This is a genomic window from Enterobacter sp. FB, assembly GCF_000805795.1.
Classification (GTDB): Bacteria; Pseudomonadota; Gammaproteobacteria; order Enterobacterales; family Enterobacteriaceae; genus Enterobacter; species Enterobacter roggenkampii.
In genome coordinates this window covers 198,537-214,311 of record NZ_JSZC01000013.1, presented here as the reverse complement: position 1 = coordinate 214,311, position 15,775 = coordinate 198,537, and the positions used below count along the sequence as shown (strand labels likewise).

The following is a 15,775-nucleotide window of genomic DNA, read 5'->3' as shown; positions in this document are numbered from 1 at the left end:
CCTAAAATTGGCAGACACCCTGTATTGTCAACTCTTATGAAGGCAAAAAATGACCGAGATACAGCGCCTGCTTACCGCCACCATCGACGATCTTAACCTCCGCGAAAAGCGCGACAATCGCCCGCGCTTTAGCATTAGCTTTATTCGCAAACATCCTGGACTGTTTGTCGCCATGTATGCCGCCTGGCTGGCGACGCTGATTGTGATGCTGAAGTCCGAAACGCTGGTGGACTCCGTCTGGCTGCTGGTTGTGCTGTTTGTGGTCTTTAACGCCTTTTTCTTTTTCGACGTGAATCCGCGCTACCGTTACGAAGATATCGACGTTCTCGATTTCCGGGTCTGCTACAACGGTGAATGGTATAACACACGTTTCGTGCCCACGGAGCTGATCGACAGCATCATGCACTCTCCGGCCGTTGAAACAGCGCAAAAAGAGAAGCTGCAGAAAATGGTCTCCACCAAAGGCCAGCTCTCTTTCTATGATGTCTTTACCCTTTCGCGCCCTGCTGCTGCGTAATTAACGCCTGCAGACGCCGGATCCCCGGCGCAAACTGCGAAGCAGAGGTGTTGCCGTAACCTAAAACCAGACCGGTTTGCCCCTGCTTCGCCTCCAGGTAATACCCGCTCAGTGCAGCGGGTGCCAGCTGAAACGCCCTCGCCTGCGCCACCAGCGTCTGGTCGTCAATATCGTCTATCGCCAGCGTCAGATGCATCCCGCCTTCACCGGCCAGTATACGGTGCGGCGTGTGAAGCTCTGCCCCCAGCACCTCCCGCAGCTGGCGGTATCGCTTACGATAGAGCCGACGCATGGCGGCAAGATGACGGGCATAGTGGCCTTCTTCAATGAACAGCGCCAGCGTACGCTGTTCGGCACGATGCCCGCCCCGCAACAGCGAGCCGATGGCCGGGCGAGCCGCTTTCGCCAGCGCTGGCGGCAAGACCATGAACCCCATTCTGAGCGACGGAAACAGCGTTTTACTGAACGTTCCCAGATAAACCACGGGCGCGTTGTTGACCATCCCCAGCATCGCCGGAACAGGCTCACCGGCATAACGGAATTCGCTGTCGTAATCGTCTTCAATGATCCACGCGTTCTGCTGCCGGGCCAGTTCCAGCAGCGCCAGACGTCGCCGGGCACTGAGCACGCTTCCGTAGGGGAACTGGTGCGAAGGCGAGGTAAAAATCAGCGAGGGAGCAGGCGCATCCCGTCCTTCCCAGCACATTCCCTCGTCATCAACAGGGATTCCCGTCATGGTCAGGCCTGTTTTAACAAACGCGCTCTTTGCCCCGCTATAGCCGGGGTTTTCCACCCACGCGACATCGCCAGGCTCACTTAACAGCATGGTGCACAGGTTAACCCCCTCAAGCGCCCCTTCCGTTATCACTATCTGGCTGGCGTCGCAGTCGATACCGCGGGACAGGGCGAGGTGTCGGGCAATCGCTGCCCGCAGCGACGGTTCACCGGCCGGGTCGCCATACCCTAGCAGGGCACTTCCCTCCTCGCGCATCACGCGATCGTACAATCGCCGCCACAGCGGTAGCGGAAAATAGTTGATAGCCGGGGTTCCCGGGGTAAACGCCAGCACCGGCGTGTCCCGGGGCACGGGCGCTGGCAGCAGGCCGACCCGCCGGGCGAGCCTGATGGCAGGGTCCGGCAATGTCCGGGCGACAGAGCGGTGAGCGAGCTGTGCCACCCGCGTTCCCTGGCGGTTACGCTGCAAATACCCTTCCAGCGTGAGCTGGTCCAGCGCCGCATTGATGGTATTGCGGGAAAGGGAGAGCTGCTGAGCCAGCGTTCGCGAACCGGGAAGCTGGCTGCCGGACAGTAGCCTTCCGCACAGTATGGCCTCCCGTAACGCAAGATAAAGCGCGCGTTGGCGCGTCTCTTTCCCACGTTTTTGCAGGGCAGCATTGAGCAAGGTATAAAATTCATCACCCGGTATATTCATCTCGCCTCCTCGTGGCACCATCAAAACATAGCGCAGTGGTTCTTTTTAAGGAACCAGCAATTCACTAGTCTGGAACTCTTTTCAACGTCACGGAAATTAAGATGAAGACATTCAATCAGTTCGGACAGCCCGTAGGCGAAGCGCTTAGCGACTGGCAGCCTCGTCAGCACCCGTCCCGGGTCGTGCTTCAGGGACGCTATTGTCGGCTTGAACCGCTGCGCGTGGAGCATGCCAACGCGCTGTTTTCCGCCTATTCCCTGGCCGAAGATACCCGCAGCTGGACGTGGCTACTGCGTGAACCCGATACCACCGCAGAGGAGTTTGCCGAATGGGTGGCGAGCGTAAGTGAGTTATCCGATCCCATCCACTTTACCGTGATGGATAACCGGACTCAGTCCCCCGTTGGAACGCTGTCCCTGATGCGGATCGATCCTAAAAACGGGGTCGTGGAGGTGGGGCACGTTCACTTCTCGCCTCTTTTAAGCCGCACGCCCATGTCAACAGAGGCGCAATATCTGCTGATGCGATATGTGTTCGATACCCTGGGCTACCGGCGTTATGAGTGGAAGTGCAATAGTTTGAACGAGCCTTCCCGCAAAGCGGCACTGCGTCTGGGTTTTCAGTTTGAGGGGCGTTTTCGTCAGGCGCTGGTCATAAAAGGTCATAACCGGGATACCGACTGGTTTTCGATTCTCGACAAAGAGTGGCCGGCGCTGGCAAATGCCTTTGAAAGCTGGCTTGCCACCGACAATTTTACTGCCGATGGCAAACAGAAAAGATCCCTGGAAAGCTGGCGAGAAACGCGCGTTTAGCGTCTTTTTTTACGGCCCTGCACCGCCTTAAAGCGCGGATTGGATTTGCAAATCACGTACAGGCGTCCCTTGCGTTTGACTATCTGGCAATCCGGGTGACGCTGTTTTGCACTGCGCAATGAGTTAAGTACCTGCATGGTTAGCCCCGCTTCGCATTGAGAAAACCGCCAAAACGCTTGCGGAAGCGCGCTGCGCTGCCGTCCGTGGAGAACGTTTTCTGCTTACCGGTATAAAACGGGTGCGATTTTGAAGAAACCTCGATGGTGATGTATGGATACGTTTCACCGTCGAGTTCAATTTCGCGGTCGGTCTTAATGGTTGAACCCACTTTGAAGTATTCATTCGCGCTGGTGTCGTGGAATACCACGGTGCGATACGCTGGATGGATGTTTGGTTTCATCGTAAATCCTTTGTGTTTTGTTATAACATAACAAAATAATATCCAGGCCAAGTTAAAAAAACAACCCCTTCCTTCTGACGATATTTTCTGGTTTACCTGAGATAAAATGAAAACCACGCCACCCACGTGCTATAACTATATCATTTCGCGGTAAAATCTTTCTCTTCAGGCAGGGAACTCAGTGCTCAGGAACGGGTATACGAGGAAGGAAACGACAGCATGAAAACCCGACATCTGGTCATTCTGGTGACTGGCATACTTATCTTTTCCGTGCTGGTCCCCATTTGCCTGAGCATCTGGCTGGCTCATCGTCAGGCGGAAGATAAATTTGTCGATGCGCTGGATAACTATGCCTCACGCGTGCTGATACGTACCGACAAGGTCGTGGATCAGGCGAAGGAAGCGCTCAATCATCTGCAGGCCTTTGAGGGCGTGCCGTGCAGCCCCCTGCAGTTAAGGGAGATGCGACGGGTCGCTTTCTCGTGGCGATATGTGCAGGAAGTGATTTATATCGACAACCTCAGGCCACTCTGCTCCTCTCTTGAACAAACCAGCCATGCCGCCCCTTTCCCCCCGCCGATGCGCGTTACCGAAGATGGTTACAGCGCATGGCTGACCACGCAAAACGATCTGGGGTTTCATCGCTACATGGCCGTACTGGGGCAAGGTCATTACCTTGTCCTGGTCGATCCGGCCTCGCTTGTGGATGTGATCCCCTTCGGCGAGATAGCGATTGATGCTGCCCTGGTAGGAAATACCACACGCCGCATCTTTGCCAGCAGCAATACGCTCGATCCGCATATCCGTGACACGATCATGGGTCAGGAGATGACCAGCATACAGTACGACGGTTCAATGTACGTTATGAAGCCCGTTCCTGAACTGGGGTTTACCGTCGTTGCATGGGCTACGCTCAAACCGCTGGCTGAAACCTGGCACCGGCAGCTGCTTTTGTGGCTGCCCTTCGGCATCCTGATAAGCCTGCTTGCCGCGCTCTTTGTCCTGCGAATACTGCGTCGCATCCAGTCGCCGCGCAACCGCCTGCTCGACGCCATTAACAGCCGCGATTTTGTGGTTCACTATCAGCCCATCGTGGCGCTCTGTAGCGGAAAAATTGTCGGCGCAGAGGCGCTGACGCGCTGGCCGCAGCCGGACGGAAGCAGCCTCTCACCTGATATTTTTATCCCTCTTGCTGAGCAAACCGGGCTTATCTCCCAGCTGACGCAGCTCGTTATCGAAAAGGTGTTCGAGGATATGGGCAGCTGGCTGCATCTTCACCCCGATCAGCATATCTCCATCAACCTCGCGCCCGCCGATTTGACCTCCGGCACGCTGCCGCCGCTGCTGAGTCACTTGCTGAACAAATGGAAGGTCCACCCAGGCCAAATCGCCCTTGAGGTCACCGAGCGCGGCTTTGCCGATCCCAAAATCAGCGCGCCGGCTATCTCCGCATTCCGCCGTTCGGGGCACCCTGTCTATATTGATGATTTTGGTACCGGCTATTCCAGCCTGAGCTATCTGCAGGATCTGGATGTCGACACGCTAAAAATTGATAAATCGTTCGTGGATGCGCTGGAGTATAAAAACGTGACGCCGCACATTATTGAAATGGCGAAGTCGCTGAAGCTGGCGATGGTGGCGGAGGGCGTCGAGACCGCCGGGCAGCTCGCCTGGCTGCACCAGCACGGCGTGCAGTACGGACAGGGCTGGTACTACAGCAAAGCGCTACCAAAGACGGAATTTATTCTTTGGGCAGAGAATAACCTCGGCACGCACGCTACTTAAGGTAGGATTTCATCACCTGCAGCACCACGCCAAGATCGGCTTCACGCTGCGCCTCTTCGGGCTCTTTCACCACGTGATCGGTAAGGTGCCCTTCAATCACCTGCATCATCATGCCGTTGACCGCTCCACGGATCGCCGCCAGCTGCTGTAACACCTCGGCGCATTCGTGTTCGCTGTTGAGCATTTTTTCGAGCGCGGTGCTCTGCCCCTGAATTTTCTTCAGGCGAGTCAGTAACATCTTCTTGTCGCGAACGGTATGTGACATCTCTGTCTCCCTCAGTTTTGGCTTTTAGAGCATATCACGCTCTACTCCCCCTGAGTATTTTTCTACTGGGGGGTAGTATTAAGCTACTGGGGGGGAGTACTATTTGCGCACGCTTCCATTCCGGAAATTTCAATGAACGATTTCGCCTCACTCCTGCAGCAGGGTAATGCCTGGCTGTTTGTTCCCAGCGCTATCCTGCTCGGTGCACTACATGGCCTGGAGCCGGGTCACTCAAAAACCATGATGGCCGCCTTTATCGTGGCTATCCGCGGCACGCTGAAACAGGCGGTCCTGCTCGGCCTGGCCGCTACGCTTTCGCATACGGCAGTAGTCTGGATTATCGCCATGGCGGGTTTATGGTTTGGTCGGGGATGGGATGCGCATACGTCTGAACCCTGGTTCCAGCTGATCTCAGGGGTATTGATCGTTGCGATCGCCCTGTGGATGGCGTGGCGAACCTGGAAAGAGAGCCAGCCACACGATCATCATCACGACCATGATCATCACCATCACCATGACCATGACCATGACCATCATCATGAACATCACCACCACGAACACCCGCTGGTTGAAGAAGAGTGGCAGGACGCCCACCAGCGCGCGCATGCGCAGGATATTAACCGGCGCTTCAGCGGCCAAAACGTCACCACCGGACAGATCGTGATGTTTGGCCTGACCGGCGGGCTTATCCCCTGCCCGGCGTCCATTACCGTTCTGCTGATCTGCCTGCAGCTGAAGCATTTCGCCCTCGGCGCAACGCTGGTGTTCAGCTTTAGCATTGGTCTGGCGTTAACGCTTGTCGCTTCCGGCGCGATTGCCGCCTTGAGCCTCAAGCACGCGACCAAACGCTGGCCCGGGTTTAGCGAATTCTCCCGTAAAGCACCGTGGATCTCCGCTGCGCTGATTACCGTGGTAGGGATTTATATGAGCCTGCATGGCCTGAGCGGCATTCTGGCGTAAGCCTGCGGCCACACTCTGTGGCCGCATCTCCAGGGTCAGTTAAGGGTTCTGCTGCCAGCTGAAGGTATAGCGAAGCTGGCGTGTCTGCAGGAGGAATTCCGGCGAGACGCTGGGGCTCCAGGAGTCGTCGCCGCCCACGCCCATATGGAACGCATCGAGATTGAGCCAGCATCCCGGCTCTTCGCGCAGCAGATGGTGATGGGTTGTCTCCCGCAGCTGCTGCTGGCCGTAGCGGCTCACCGAGAAATGGAACCGGCCGTTCAGCTGATGCGTTCCCAGCGCCAGCTCCCGCGTATCACAGCGCAAACCATTTTCCGTCGGGAAGATATACGGCGTATGCATCTCCGCCAGGGGTAATGTCCAGCACCCCTGCTGTGCCGCCAGCGTTCTGTCCGGATAGTTTTCATGCGGCCCCAGCCCCAGCCAGGACACGTTTTCCGGCGTTTCGGCGAGATGAACGCTCAGGCCAACGCGCGCGGGTTCCGGGAGATCAGACGCAATATCCACCTGAATATCGCCGTGCAGAACTCCCCGATCGTCCACCCGCCAGGTTTTACGGCTCAGAAACAGCGCGTTGCCGCGATACTCAAGCACGTGCTGGGTTGTGACCACCACCTCGTCTGCGTGCTGCTCGGCCTCACAGTGCAGCACGCGCGGGGTAAGATCGTACATGCCCGCCGCTTTCCAGCGCTCAACCCAGGCATTCGAATCGATCTTCGTCGCTTCACTCACCCCAATATCATTGTCCAGCGGCGCACGGCTGACGTTATCCGTCAGAGGCGACATCAGCGTTTCCACGCCATTTCGCCACCATTGAGCCAGGTTTCCGGTTGCGCGATCGAATTGCCAGCGCTGTTGACCATGCGCGATCGCCAGGATGCGGTCGTTTTGCGTTAAAACCGGCGGCTCGCCCGCAGAGGCTGGCGGTGCGACAAACAGCGGAGACGGAAGTAGCCACTGTTCCCACGCGCAGCGATGGTCAGCCGGTGACCACGGCGTTGCCCGCGGCTGGCGCACTTCAACATTCAGCCAGACTTCCCCCGGCTCGGCTTTCAATTCCGGCAGAGCGATCTCCAGACGCTGAACGCCTTCAGGGGCTACCGCCAGCGTCACCTCGCCCGAAGCCAGTACCTTCCCATCCCGGGCAACCGTCCAGCTCAGCACTTCGTTATCGGTATGGCGGAACAGGTACCCGCTTTGCACCTCAATCACCAGCGGAGAGGTGCTGACCCGCGTAAAGGTGAAGAACTGCTGCGCGCGCTGCGCCTCGAACAGCGCCGGGTGCGGCGTGCGATCGGGGAAGACCAGGCCGTTGAGGCAGAACTGTCGATCGTTTGGCTTATCGCCAAAGTCCCCGCCGTACGCCCAGAACGCGTTGCCATTTTCGTCTTTCTTCGTTAATGCCTGATCGACCCAGTCCCAGACAAATCCCCCCTGCAGGCGAGGATGGCTGCGAAACGCCTGCCAGTATTTCGCGAATCCGCCGAAGCTGTTACCCATCGCGTGGGCGTATTCGCAGAGGATCAGCGGACGCGTTTCATCCGGCATGCCGATCCATTTCTTGATTGACCATTTAGGCACCGCCGGGAAGGGTTGATCCTGATCGACCCGGGCATACATCGGACAGACAATATCGGTCGCCGCCGTGTTCGCGCCGCCGCCTTCATACTGCACCGGACGCGTCGGATCCGTGGATTTCACCCAGCGGTAGAGTGCGTCGTGGTTTGCGCCGTGGCCGGACTCATTGCCCAGCGACCAGATGATAATTGAGGGATGATGACGATCGCGCTGCACCATGCGGGTCACGCGCTCGCTCATGGCGGGCAGCCAGCGCGGATCGTCAGCAAGGCGGCTCATCGGCACCATGCCGTGGGTTTCGATATTGGCCTCGTCAACGACGTACAGTCCGTAGCGATCGCAAAGCCGGTACCACAGCGGATGGTTCGGGTAGTGCGAGCAGCGAACGGCGTTGAAGTTGTGCTGCTTCATGATCTCGATATCGCGGCGCATCGTCGCTTCGTCCATCACCTGGCCGTTTTCCGGGTGATGCTCGTGCCGGTTAACCCCACGGATCAGCAGCGGTTTACCGTTGAGCTTCAGCAGGCCGTTGCTGATTTCAATCCGGCGGAAGCCGACATCGCAGGCCTCCGTCTCCAGCACGTTGCCCTGCGCATCCAAAAGCGCGATCGTCAGACGATAGAGTTCCGGGGTTTCTGCGCTCCATAACGCGGGGGCTGTAACCGGGATCGCCGCCGTTAACCGCTCGGCCCAGTTGCCGCGCTCGTCCACAATGGCAGATCCGGGCCGTTGGGTGGTACTGCCACACCGCTCGCCGTTGCGCCACAGCGTGATCGCCACCTCGCATTCCGTGTAGTCTGCGCCTGCCAGCGCGACCTCAACGTTCAACACCGCGCGGTCCAGCTCCGCATTCAGATCGGTGACCACGTGATAATCCGCAATGTGCGTCTCCGGCTTATGCAGCAGGGAGACATCGCGGAAAATGCCGCTCATGCGCCACATGTCCTGATCTTCCAGATAGCTGCCGTCGCACCAGCGCAAGACCATGACCGCCAGGCGGTTCTGCCCGGGGCGTAATGCCGCCGAGAGGTCAAACTCGGCGGGCAATCGACTGTCCTGGGAATAGCCTATCCACTGCCCGTTGCACCACAGATGGAATGCCGAGTTCACGCCGTCAAAAATAATTCGGGTTTGCCCGCGCTGAAGCCAGGCGTCATCCACGTCAAATGTGAGCGAGTAACAACCTGTCGGGTTTTCCTGCGGCACAAAAGGTGGGTTAACGGGGATGGGATAGGTGACATTAGTGTAGATAGGCGTGTCGAACCCCTGCATCTGCCAGTTCGACGGCACGGGCATCGCGACGGCATCCGCGCAATCTTCGCTGACCCATGCCTCAGGAACCTGCTCGGGTGAAGAAAAATAGCTAAATCGCCACATCCCGTTAAGAGAGCGCCTGCTGATAGATCCAGCGTCATCTCTGGCGGAAGATTCATTACGCCAGCTGTGCAACGGCGCGTGTGCGGGCAGGCGGTTCCACTGGGTAACGCCGGGGTTTTCCCAGTCCCGACGGGCCAGGATGTCGCTGAGGGTCAGCGAGGATGTGTTGGACATAGTAACCTCTTTGCGAAGCGCTCACAATTTTGGTTAACATGCCCTGGCATTCTGCGACGGTAAAGCATTCAATCGCAGGCTAGCGAGTCCGATCACAAAAGTCTTATTTGCGGACAAGCTGCTCGGCCAGGAGAGCCAGGCTTCTGAGCTGCTGCGCCAGATCCTCGCGTTCGGCCTGCTGCGGCGCGCGGCGCGCGCTGGAATGGCGGGTAACCAGCGTCACCGGCAGCTGAACCTGCCAGCACGTCTCGCCTTCGGTGGGCGCCAGCAGCCACTCCACGCTGCGCTCGCCCGCCTCGCGAAACGCCTGGCGAATGGTCGTCAGCGGCGGGGAAAACCAGGCGCTGTCAGCCGTATCGTCGAACCCGACCACCGACATCTGACCTGGAATCGCGATCCCCTTTTCCGCGCAGGCGCGCATTACCCCCAGCGCCATTTGATCGTTCGCCACCAGAATGGCATCCGGCAATGCGGTACCCGACAGCAGCACATGTCCTTTCTCATAACCGCTGGCCGCGCTCCAGTCTCCGTAGGCCACCGCAGTGGCTTCATGCCCCGCGCGGGCCAGAGCCGCTTTCCATCCCGCCAGACGCGCCCGAGCAGAGACTGAGCTTTCCGGCCCGCTCAGCAGAGCAATATGCTGATGCCCCAGCGAAAGCAGATGCTCAACGCCCAGATGCGCGCCCTGCCCGGCGTTAAACACAAGACTGTTTACCTGTGCTGAAGGCGAGACATCAAGAAAAAGCACCGGAACGGGCGACGCCAGCGCCCTCAGCTGTTCGGCGTGTTCATCATCAAGCGGAACATTCACCAGCAGCGCGTCCACCCGCTGTGCCAGCAGCGCCTGAAGCGCGGCCTGACACTGCTGCGGTTGCTCCACCATGGAGATAAGGACGCTCGCCCCCTGTTCCGCCGCGCGGGATTTTACCGCCGACACAATTTGCGAGGGCGCATGCAGGGCCAGATCGGTGGTGATGAGTCCCAGCGTGCGGGTGCGTTTACCCGCCAGCTGCTGTGCCCGCAGGTTAGGCACGTAGTGCAACTCCGCCATCGCCTGCTGAACCTTTTCCCGGGTACGGGCAGACACATGCTCCGCGTCGTTAATGACGCGAGAGACGGTCTGATAAGAAACCCCCGCAAGGAGGGCGACATCATAGAGAGTGATAGCTTTCATGCATTGTGGCATCGCGTGAGTCGGGGCCCATTATTGTGGCACAGCGACGCCGTTAAAACATGTGAGCGCTTCGCAAAATTAAACAACCCGCTCCGGCTGCGCGATTTCAGCAACCCGCGGCTTCTGGCGGAACCAGGGCAGACAGAGCTGGATAAGTGGACCAATGGTCAGAGCGTACACTACCGTTCCCACCCCAAACGTGCCGCCAAGCACGCACCCAATCAGCAGGACGGACACCTCAATGGAGGTACGCACGCTGCGAATGGACCATCCCAGCCGGGCATGAATGCCGGTCATCAGGCCGTCGCGCGGGCCAGGTCCAAAACCGGCGCCGATGTACATGCTGGTCGCAATCGCGTTCATCACGATGCCCGACACCAGGAAAGCGATGCGCACAGGTAACGAGTCCAGTTCCGGGATAAGCGCCATGCTGGCGTCCGCCGCCAGACCGATACAAATCACGTTACTGATCGTGCCAAGCCCCGGCATCTGGCGCAGCGGGATCCACAGCAGCAGCACCGCGGCACCGGTCACAATAATCACCGTTCCGATAGTCATTCCCAGCTGTAACCCCACCCCAAGGTGAAATACATCCCAGGGGTCGACGCCCAAATCGGAACGAATAAACATCGCGGTGGACAGGCCATACAGTCCTAAACCGACATAGAGTTGTAGCAGACGACGTACCATTTTTATCTTCTCCTGTGAACCAGGCTTTCATCCTGGCCTAAAATGGCACTATGATTAATGTCCAGTTTTCAAATAGTGGACTGCATATGTCGTCACGTCGCTTCGGAAGCCAGTCGCTGGTACGCCTTTTAGGCCACTGGCAGCAAACCTCATCCCGCACGCCGCTCTGGCGGCAGCTGGCCAATGCGCTGCGCCTGTTAATCCTTGACGGACGTCTGGCACTGAATACGCGGCTACCGGGGGAGCGCGAGCTGGCCACGGCGCTGGACGTGAGCCGGACCACCATCAGCAGCGCCCTCGCCCATCTGCGCGAGGAGGGATATCTTGAAAGCCGCCACGGCAGCGGGTCACGCGTGATCCTCCCGGATACGCGCGCCGTTCCCACGCTTTCCGCGGCGAGTGCCGCACTGGACCTCTCCACTGCCGCCCTCAATGCCGGGCCGGAAATCCACCAGGCGTATACCCACGCGCTCACGGCCATTACGCAGCACCTCGCGCTGACGGGTTACGATCAGCTAGGGCTCCCGACGCTGCGGGAGGCCATCGCTGCGCGCTACACCGCGCGGGTCTTCCCACCCGCGCGGACGAAGTAATGGTGGTCAATGGCGCCGTCAGCGGCTTCGCGCTGGTCCTGCGGATGATGACCGGGCCGGGAGATCGCGTCGTGGTCGATCATCCCACCTATCCGCTGGCGATTGCCGCCATTCAGGGCGCGCAGTGTCGGCCCGTGGGGGTGTCGCTGCCGGAAACGGGCTGGGATACGGACGGCTTCGCCGCCACGCTTGCCCAAACCGCGCCGCGCCTGGCGTACCTGATGCCTGATTTTCATAACCCCACCGGGCGCTGCATGGATGTCGCGACCCGTCAGGCCATTACCGATATTGCTGCGCAAACCCGTACGACGCTGGTGGTGGATGAAACGATGGTGGATCTCTGGTTTGACGCCCCTCCTCCGCCCCCGCTGGCCTCCTTTAACCCGCAGGCCACCGTCATCACCTTAGGTTCTGCCGGAAAAAGCTTCTGGGGCGGGCTGCGTCTCGGCTGGATCCGCGCGTCCTCGCGCACGATCGCCACGCTTGCCCAGACGCGCGATACGCTGGATTTAGGCTCGCCGCTGCTGGAACAGCTGGCGGCGCTGTGGCTCATCAACAACAGCGAGACGTTTCTACCCGCACGCCGCAAAATGCTGGCGGAACGACGCGATCGATGCGGTGAACTGCTGCGTGAACATTTCCCGGAGTGGACATTCCATGAAGCAGAGGGCGGGCTCTCATACTGGATTGAGCTTCCCGGCATGCTGGCGACGCAGCTTGCCGCGCGGGCTGAGATTCTGGGGATAAATCTGGGGACCGGTACGCGGTTTGGTTTATCGGGTGCGTTTGACCGCTATTTGCGGATGCCCTTCTCGCTCGAGCCGACAGAGCTTGAACAGGCGCTGCTGAGGATTAAACCGTTATGGCTCGCCCTGAATAAAAACGTGCCAGCCGTTAAACGCAGCGTGATTTAATAGCAAAAAGTTTGAAGCCGATCATAAAAAATAAAAACAGCTGACTGTCATGGATACAGTCAGCTGTTTTCACCAGTCCGGAATTAATGCTGAGCAGGAATAGGAAACCCTTTCAGTGAAATAACGAAGTTTTCACCGTCTTTCTTTATTTTTGCGCCAGTATCACACCAGTCAGACGCAATACGAAAGAACTCATCACTTCCGACATTCCAGCCAAGACGTACATGCTTCACGTAGCCTGAACGCAACAAATCGCAGGCCTCTTTGTAGTCACTGGCAGTTGACAGTTGTTGTTTCATTTTCTCTTCTTCAGAAGTTTACGTAGAGCCTTGATTTCTTTAGGAGTAAATGGAGAAACATTCTCTTCTTCCGTATGCTGATTATCAATATCCTCTTCCGATACTCCCGCCTCTTCTACTGCCTCGAACGCCAGCAGCAACAGTTTCTCTGTCGTCACGCTTAAATTCTCGTTATTCACTTCCGCATAGTGGCGAAGTCTTTCTTTTAGCGCGTCATCAATCTTAACGTTTAATACCGCTGTAGCCATGTTTGTCACTTCCCTTCGGAATAAGTACTTTATTTAATACACGAAGTTAACAATGTTATCCAGATATATATTTTTTTGAGTTATGCCAGAAAATAGACGGCCAACGATAAAATGCCCGACTATTATTACAAGTTTATGACAATAATATTTCAGCACGATGAAATATATATTACATGCTATAGGCATAATCTTATTAGGGAATAACGTCCAGGGAAGAGGCAAAAATCAGGGAAGAACGCAGAGGCTCAGAAATGGGTGGGGGCCCTGCCAGCTACATCCCGGCACACACGTCGTCTGCCCTGGCTGCTTCCTTCCGGACCTGACCTGGTGAACAGAGTAGCGTTGCGGGAGAACCAACAGAGCCCCCATTGAGAGCGTTGATAACCAACGCGCTGGCGCATTATCCCTGTGCGAAGGCCCAATTGCAAGCCGCCAGGAACCGGATGCTGGTTTCTTGCGCAAACAGGCGCAGCAATCAGGGCGATCTTCGTTTACCATGGCTCTCCAGAAACTCCCCGCAGGTGAAGGTATGGACGAGCAGGACTCTTTTCCACAGCGCGTATGGCAAATCGTGGCTTCAATCCCGGAAGGCTATGTCACCACCTATGGTGATGTCGCGCGCCTGGCCGGTTCCCCGCGCGCGGCGCGACAGGTTGGAGGCGTCCTGAAACGGCTGCCGGAAGGCAGCACGCTGCCCTGGCATCGGGTGGTGAACCGTCATGGCGCCATCTCACTCACCGGGCCGGATCTCCAGCGTCAGCGTCAGGCGTTACTTTCAGAAGGGGTGCAGGTGTCAGGGTCGGGTCAGATCGATTTGCAGAAGTTTCGCTGGATATATTGACCCCTCTCCCGGAGGAGAGGGGAAATGCAGGAATTACATCTGCGTCGGTGGGGTTGGCAGAGACGGCTGATTGGTCTGCGGTGCGACCGGTACTTCGGTCTGCTGCACCGGCACCAGGTTCAGGTCGATTTTTGTCCCACCGTTGTTGATTGCTTCCTGAACCGTATCGGTGATAAAGACCAGCTTACCGTTGATGGTTACCGCTGCACTCAGCAGAATACGGGCGTTAGGCTGCACGTCCGACGGGTTATACGGCAACACGAAGCTAAATGGCGCCTGCTTACCTTCTGTACGGACCGCACGCTGGGCCACGACTTTCGACGGTGCGTCGGCCAGGGAAGCATCAGACAGCGTCACCGTTAATACCGCATCCGGCGGCAACGCAACTTTCTGTTTAATCCAGATGGTACCGGAAACGTTAGGCTGCTGAATGGACTGCTGCGAAAGGGTATTAATCCCGTTCGGGTCAGCTGCTGGCACTGGCACCTGGGCGCTCTTACCGGCACAGGCGGACAACGCCACCGCAATCGCTACACCACTTAGCATAGGCACGAGTTTCATTGAAGTCTCCTTATCATCAATGCACCAGCGGGATCGATCCCATCCGATGTCGTTTCAATCACATAACGTTTTTAAGTGTGGCACAACTCACTGATTAATGCCTGAAATCATCCCGATATTCAGATTATTCTACCCATCGGACCACTTTCATTTCTGCGTTATACTCTGCCTATCTTTCGCTACGGCGTTTATTGAGGACAACTATGAGTCAGGCACTGAACAATCTGCTGACATTACTGAATCTGGAAAAAATTGAGGAAGGACTCTTTCGCGGACAGAGCGAAGATTTAGGCTTACGCCAGGTCTTCGGGGGGCAAGTCGTTGGACAAGCGCTGTACGCTGCAAAGGAGACTGTCCCGGCAGACCGTCTGGTGCATTCATTCCACAGCTACTTTTTACGCCCTGGCGATAGCGCGAAACCCATCGTGTATGACGTTGAAGTTCTGCGAGACGGCAACAGCTTCAGCGCGCGCCGCGTCGCGGCCATTCAGAACGGTAAGCCGATCTTTTACATGACCGCCTCTTTCCAGGCGCCAGAGCCGGGCTACGAGCATCAGAAGGTCATGCCCCCTGCCCCCTCGCCGGACGATCTTAAATCGGAAACGGATATCGCTCGCGCATTGGCGCATCTGCTGCCGCCGCAGGTTAAAGAGAAGTTTCTCTGCGATAAGCCGCTTGAGATCCGCCCCGTCGAGTTCCACAACCCGATGAAAGGCCACACCGCCGAGCCAAAGCGCCAGGTGTGGATCCGCGCCAACGGCACCGTGCCGGAAGATTTCCGCGTCCATCAGTATCTGCTGGGCTATGCGTCTGACTTCAACTTCCTGCCGGTGGCGCTGCAGCCGCACGGCGTCGGCTTCCTCGAAAAAGGGATGCAGGTCGCGACGATCGATCACTCGATGTGGTTCCACCGTCCCTTCAACATGAACGAGTGGCTGCTCTACAGCGTGGAGAGTACGTCGGCATCCAGCGCCCGCGGGTTTGTGCGTGGGGAGTTTTATACTCAGGACGGCGTGCTGGTCGCTTCAACGGTGCAGGAAGGGGTGATGCGTAACAGAGGTTGATGTAAAAAGCCCGGTGGCGCGACGCTTACCGGGCCTACGTTTTGTGCTGTTGTAGGCCGGGTAAGGCGAAGCCGCCACCCGGCAAGACACT

15 protein-coding genes, 1 other RNA gene and 2 pseudogenes are annotated in these 15,775 nt (G+C 57.6%); 7 read left to right on the top strand and 11 right to left on the bottom strand.

Annotation, left to right across the window (positions count from 1 at the left end):
- Nucleotides 1-49: 49 nt before the first annotated feature.
- Nucleotides 50-517: a YlaC family protein gene (locus tag PI91_RS07880; protein ID WP_008499285.1), complete on the top strand. Its 468-nt coding sequence runs from the start codon at nucleotides 50-52 to the stop codon at nucleotides 515-517.
- Here the strand turns inward: PI91_RS07880 and PI91_RS07875 are convergent.
- On the bottom strand, nucleotides 489-1,949 hold the full coding sequence (locus tag PI91_RS07875; RefSeq protein WP_039265854.1) for a PLP-dependent aminotransferase family protein: 1,461 nt from the start codon (nucleotides 1,947-1,949) through the stop codon (nucleotides 489-491). The two genes, PI91_RS07880 and PI91_RS07875, sit on opposite strands and share 29 nt — an antisense overlap.
- A 101-nt stretch (nucleotides 1,950-2,050) precedes the next feature.
- On the opposite strand from PI91_RS07875, the gene PI91_RS07870 reads away from it, so the two are divergent.
- The gene (locus PI91_RS07870) at nucleotides 2,051-2,761 is read left to right on the top strand and encodes a GNAT family N-acetyltransferase (RefSeq protein ID WP_039265853.1); all 711 of its coding nucleotides are present in this window, start codon (nucleotides 2,051-2,053) and stop codon (nucleotides 2,759-2,761) included.
- Here PI91_RS07870 and ykgO read toward each other — a convergent pair.
- Both ykgO and PI91_RS07860 read right to left on the bottom strand, forming a co-directional pair.
- On the bottom strand, nucleotides 2,758-2,898 hold the full coding sequence (ykgO, locus tag PI91_RS07865; RefSeq protein ID WP_003859006.1) for a type B 50S ribosomal protein L36: 141 nt from the start codon (nucleotides 2,896-2,898) through the stop codon (nucleotides 2,758-2,760). The two genes, PI91_RS07870 and ykgO, sit on opposite strands and share 4 nt — an antisense overlap.
- Nucleotides 2,899-2,900: 2 nt before the next feature.
- Nucleotides 2,901-3,161 carry a type B 50S ribosomal protein L31 gene (locus PI91_RS07860; RefSeq protein WP_006176933.1) on the bottom strand — a complete coding sequence of 87 codons (261 nt, stop codon included), beginning with the start codon at nucleotides 3,159-3,161 and terminating at the stop codon, nucleotides 2,901-2,903.
- Between the two features lie 219 nt (nucleotides 3,162-3,380).
- Between PI91_RS07860 and PI91_RS07855 the strand changes: the two genes are divergently transcribed.
- Nucleotides 3,381-4,946, top strand: a complete 1,566-nt coding sequence (locus PI91_RS07855; protein ID WP_039265851.1) for an EAL domain-containing protein — start codon at nucleotides 3,381-3,383, stop codon at nucleotides 4,944-4,946.
- Here PI91_RS07855 and PI91_RS07850 read toward each other — a convergent pair.
- Nucleotides 4,939-5,211 carry a metal-sensing transcriptional repressor gene (locus PI91_RS07850; protein ID WP_008499280.1) on the bottom strand — a complete coding sequence of 91 codons (273 nt, stop codon included), beginning with the start codon at nucleotides 5,209-5,211 and terminating at the stop codon, nucleotides 4,939-4,941. The two genes, PI91_RS07855 and PI91_RS07850, sit on opposite strands and share 8 nt — an antisense overlap.
- Nucleotides 5,212-5,343: 132 nt before the next feature.
- On the opposite strand from PI91_RS07850, the gene PI91_RS07845 reads away from it, so the two are divergent.
- Complete coding sequence (locus PI91_RS07845) at nucleotides 5,344-6,171, top strand: nickel/cobalt efflux protein RcnA (RefSeq protein ID WP_039265850.1); 828 nt, start codon at nucleotides 5,344-5,346, stop codon at nucleotides 6,169-6,171.
- A gap of 39 nt (nucleotides 6,172-6,210) precedes the next feature.
- Here PI91_RS07845 and PI91_RS07840 read toward each other — a convergent pair whose 3' ends face one another.
- The 3 genes from PI91_RS07840 to PI91_RS07830 all read right to left on the bottom strand — a co-directional run bounded on the left by PI91_RS07840 (nucleotide 6,211) and on the right by PI91_RS07830 (nucleotide 11,164).
- Nucleotides 6,211-9,300, bottom strand: a complete 3,090-nt coding sequence (locus tag PI91_RS07840) for a beta-galactosidase (RefSeq protein ID WP_039265849.1) — start codon at nucleotides 9,298-9,300, stop codon at nucleotides 6,211-6,213.
- A 103-nt stretch (nucleotides 9,301-9,403) separates the two neighbouring features.
- Nucleotides 9,404-10,474 (bottom strand): LacI family DNA-binding transcriptional regulator, encoded by a 1,071-nt coding sequence (locus tag PI91_RS07835; RefSeq protein ID WP_039265847.1) that lies wholly within the window; start codon nucleotides 10,472-10,474, stop codon nucleotides 9,404-9,406.
- A 78-nt stretch (nucleotides 10,475-10,552) separates the two neighbouring features.
- Entirely contained in the window at nucleotides 10,553-11,164 is a 612-nt protein-coding gene (locus PI91_RS07830) for a YitT family protein (RefSeq protein ID WP_039265846.1), read from the bottom strand.
- Between the two features lie 86 nt (nucleotides 11,165-11,250).
- Between PI91_RS07830 and PI91_RS07825 the strand changes: the two are divergent.
- Nucleotides 11,251-12,671 (top strand): annotated as a pseudogene (locus PI91_RS07825) (PLP-dependent aminotransferase family protein).
- Between the two features lie 83 nt (nucleotides 12,672-12,754).
- Here PI91_RS07825 and PI91_RS07820 read toward each other — a convergent pair.
- The 3 genes from PI91_RS07820 to ffs form a co-directional block, all read right to left on the bottom strand.
- Nucleotides 12,755-12,970 (bottom strand): hypothetical protein, encoded by a 216-nt coding sequence (locus PI91_RS07820; RefSeq protein ID WP_008503298.1) that lies wholly within the window; start codon nucleotides 12,968-12,970, stop codon nucleotides 12,755-12,757.
- Nucleotides 12,967-13,218: a hypothetical protein gene (locus PI91_RS07815; protein ID WP_021241644.1), complete on the bottom strand. Its 252-nt coding sequence runs from the start codon at nucleotides 13,216-13,218 to the stop codon at nucleotides 12,967-12,969. The genes PI91_RS07820 and PI91_RS07815 overlap by 4 nt, the downstream gene beginning before the upstream one ends.
- Nucleotides 13,219-13,480: 262 nt before the next feature.
- Nucleotides 13,481-13,577, bottom strand: an RNA gene (gene ffs, locus PI91_RS24610) — signal recognition particle sRNA small type.
- Nucleotides 13,578-13,661: 84 nt separating this feature from the next.
- Between ffs and PI91_RS07810 the strand changes: the two are divergent.
- A pseudogene (locus PI91_RS07810) lies at nucleotides 13,662-14,059 on the top strand (MGMT family protein).
- 33 nt (nucleotides 14,060-14,092) lie between these two features.
- On the opposite strand, the gene PI91_RS07805 reads toward PI91_RS07810, so the two are convergent.
- Nucleotides 14,093-14,620 carry a YbaY family lipoprotein gene (locus PI91_RS07805; protein ID WP_008503301.1) on the bottom strand — a complete coding sequence of 176 codons (528 nt, stop codon included), beginning with the start codon at nucleotides 14,618-14,620 and terminating at the stop codon, nucleotides 14,093-14,095.
- 203 nt (nucleotides 14,621-14,823) lie between these two features.
- Between PI91_RS07805 and tesB the strand changes: the two genes are divergently transcribed.
- The gene (gene tesB / locus PI91_RS07800; protein ID WP_023293157.1) at nucleotides 14,824-15,684 is read left to right on the top strand and encodes an acyl-CoA thioesterase II; all 861 of its coding nucleotides are present in this window, start codon (nucleotides 14,824-14,826) and stop codon (nucleotides 15,682-15,684) included.
- The last annotated feature ends 91 nt before the right edge of the window (nucleotides 15,685-15,775 follow it).

Coding starts and splice junctions, on each gene's coding strand:
- PI91_RS07855 (WP_039265851.1), top strand. CDS start 3,381: ATGAAAACCCGACATCTGGTCATTCTGGTGACTGGCATACTTATCTTT.
- PI91_RS07840 (WP_039265849.1), bottom strand. CDS start 9,300: ATGTCCAACACATCCTCGCTGACCCTCAGCGACATCCTGGCCCGTCGG.
- PI91_RS07820 (WP_008503298.1), bottom strand. CDS start 12,970: ATGAAACAACAACTGTCAACTGCCAGTGACTACAAAGAGGCCTGCGAT.
- PI91_RS07850 (WP_008499280.1), bottom strand. CDS start 5,211: ATGTCACATACCGTTCGCGACAAGAAGATGTTACTGACTCGCCTGAAG.
- PI91_RS07870 (WP_039265853.1), top strand. CDS start 2,051: ATGAAGACATTCAATCAGTTCGGACAGCCCGTAGGCGAAGCGCTTAGC.
- PI91_RS07835 (WP_039265847.1), bottom strand. CDS start 10,474: ATGAAAGCTATCACTCTCTATGATGTCGCCCTCCTTGCGGGGGTTTCT.
- ykgO (WP_003859006.1), bottom strand. CDS start 2,898: ATGCAGGTACTTAACTCATTGCGCAGTGCAAAACAGCGTCACCCGGAT.
- PI91_RS07815 (WP_021241644.1), bottom strand. CDS start 13,218: ATGGCTACAGCGGTATTAAACGTTAAGATTGATGACGCGCTAAAAGAA.
- PI91_RS07880 (WP_008499285.1), top strand. CDS start 50: ATGACCGAGATACAGCGCCTGCTTACCGCCACCATCGACGATCTTAAC.
- PI91_RS07845 (WP_039265850.1), top strand. CDS start 5,344: ATGAACGATTTCGCCTCACTCCTGCAGCAGGGTAATGCCTGGCTGTTT.
- PI91_RS07805 (WP_008503301.1), bottom strand. CDS start 14,620: ATGAAACTCGTGCCTATGCTAAGTGGTGTAGCGATTGCGGTGGCGTTG.
- PI91_RS07830 (WP_039265846.1), bottom strand. CDS start 11,164: ATGGTACGTCGTCTGCTACAACTCTATGTCGGTTTAGGACTGTATGGC.
- PI91_RS07875 (WP_039265854.1), bottom strand. CDS start 1,949: ATGAATATACCGGGTGATGAATTTTATACCTTGCTCAATGCTGCCCTG.
- PI91_RS07860 (WP_006176933.1), bottom strand. CDS start 3,161: ATGAAACCAAACATCCATCCAGCGTATCGCACCGTGGTATTCCACGAC.
- tesB (WP_023293157.1), top strand. CDS start 14,824: ATGAGTCAGGCACTGAACAATCTGCTGACATTACTGAATCTGGAAAAA.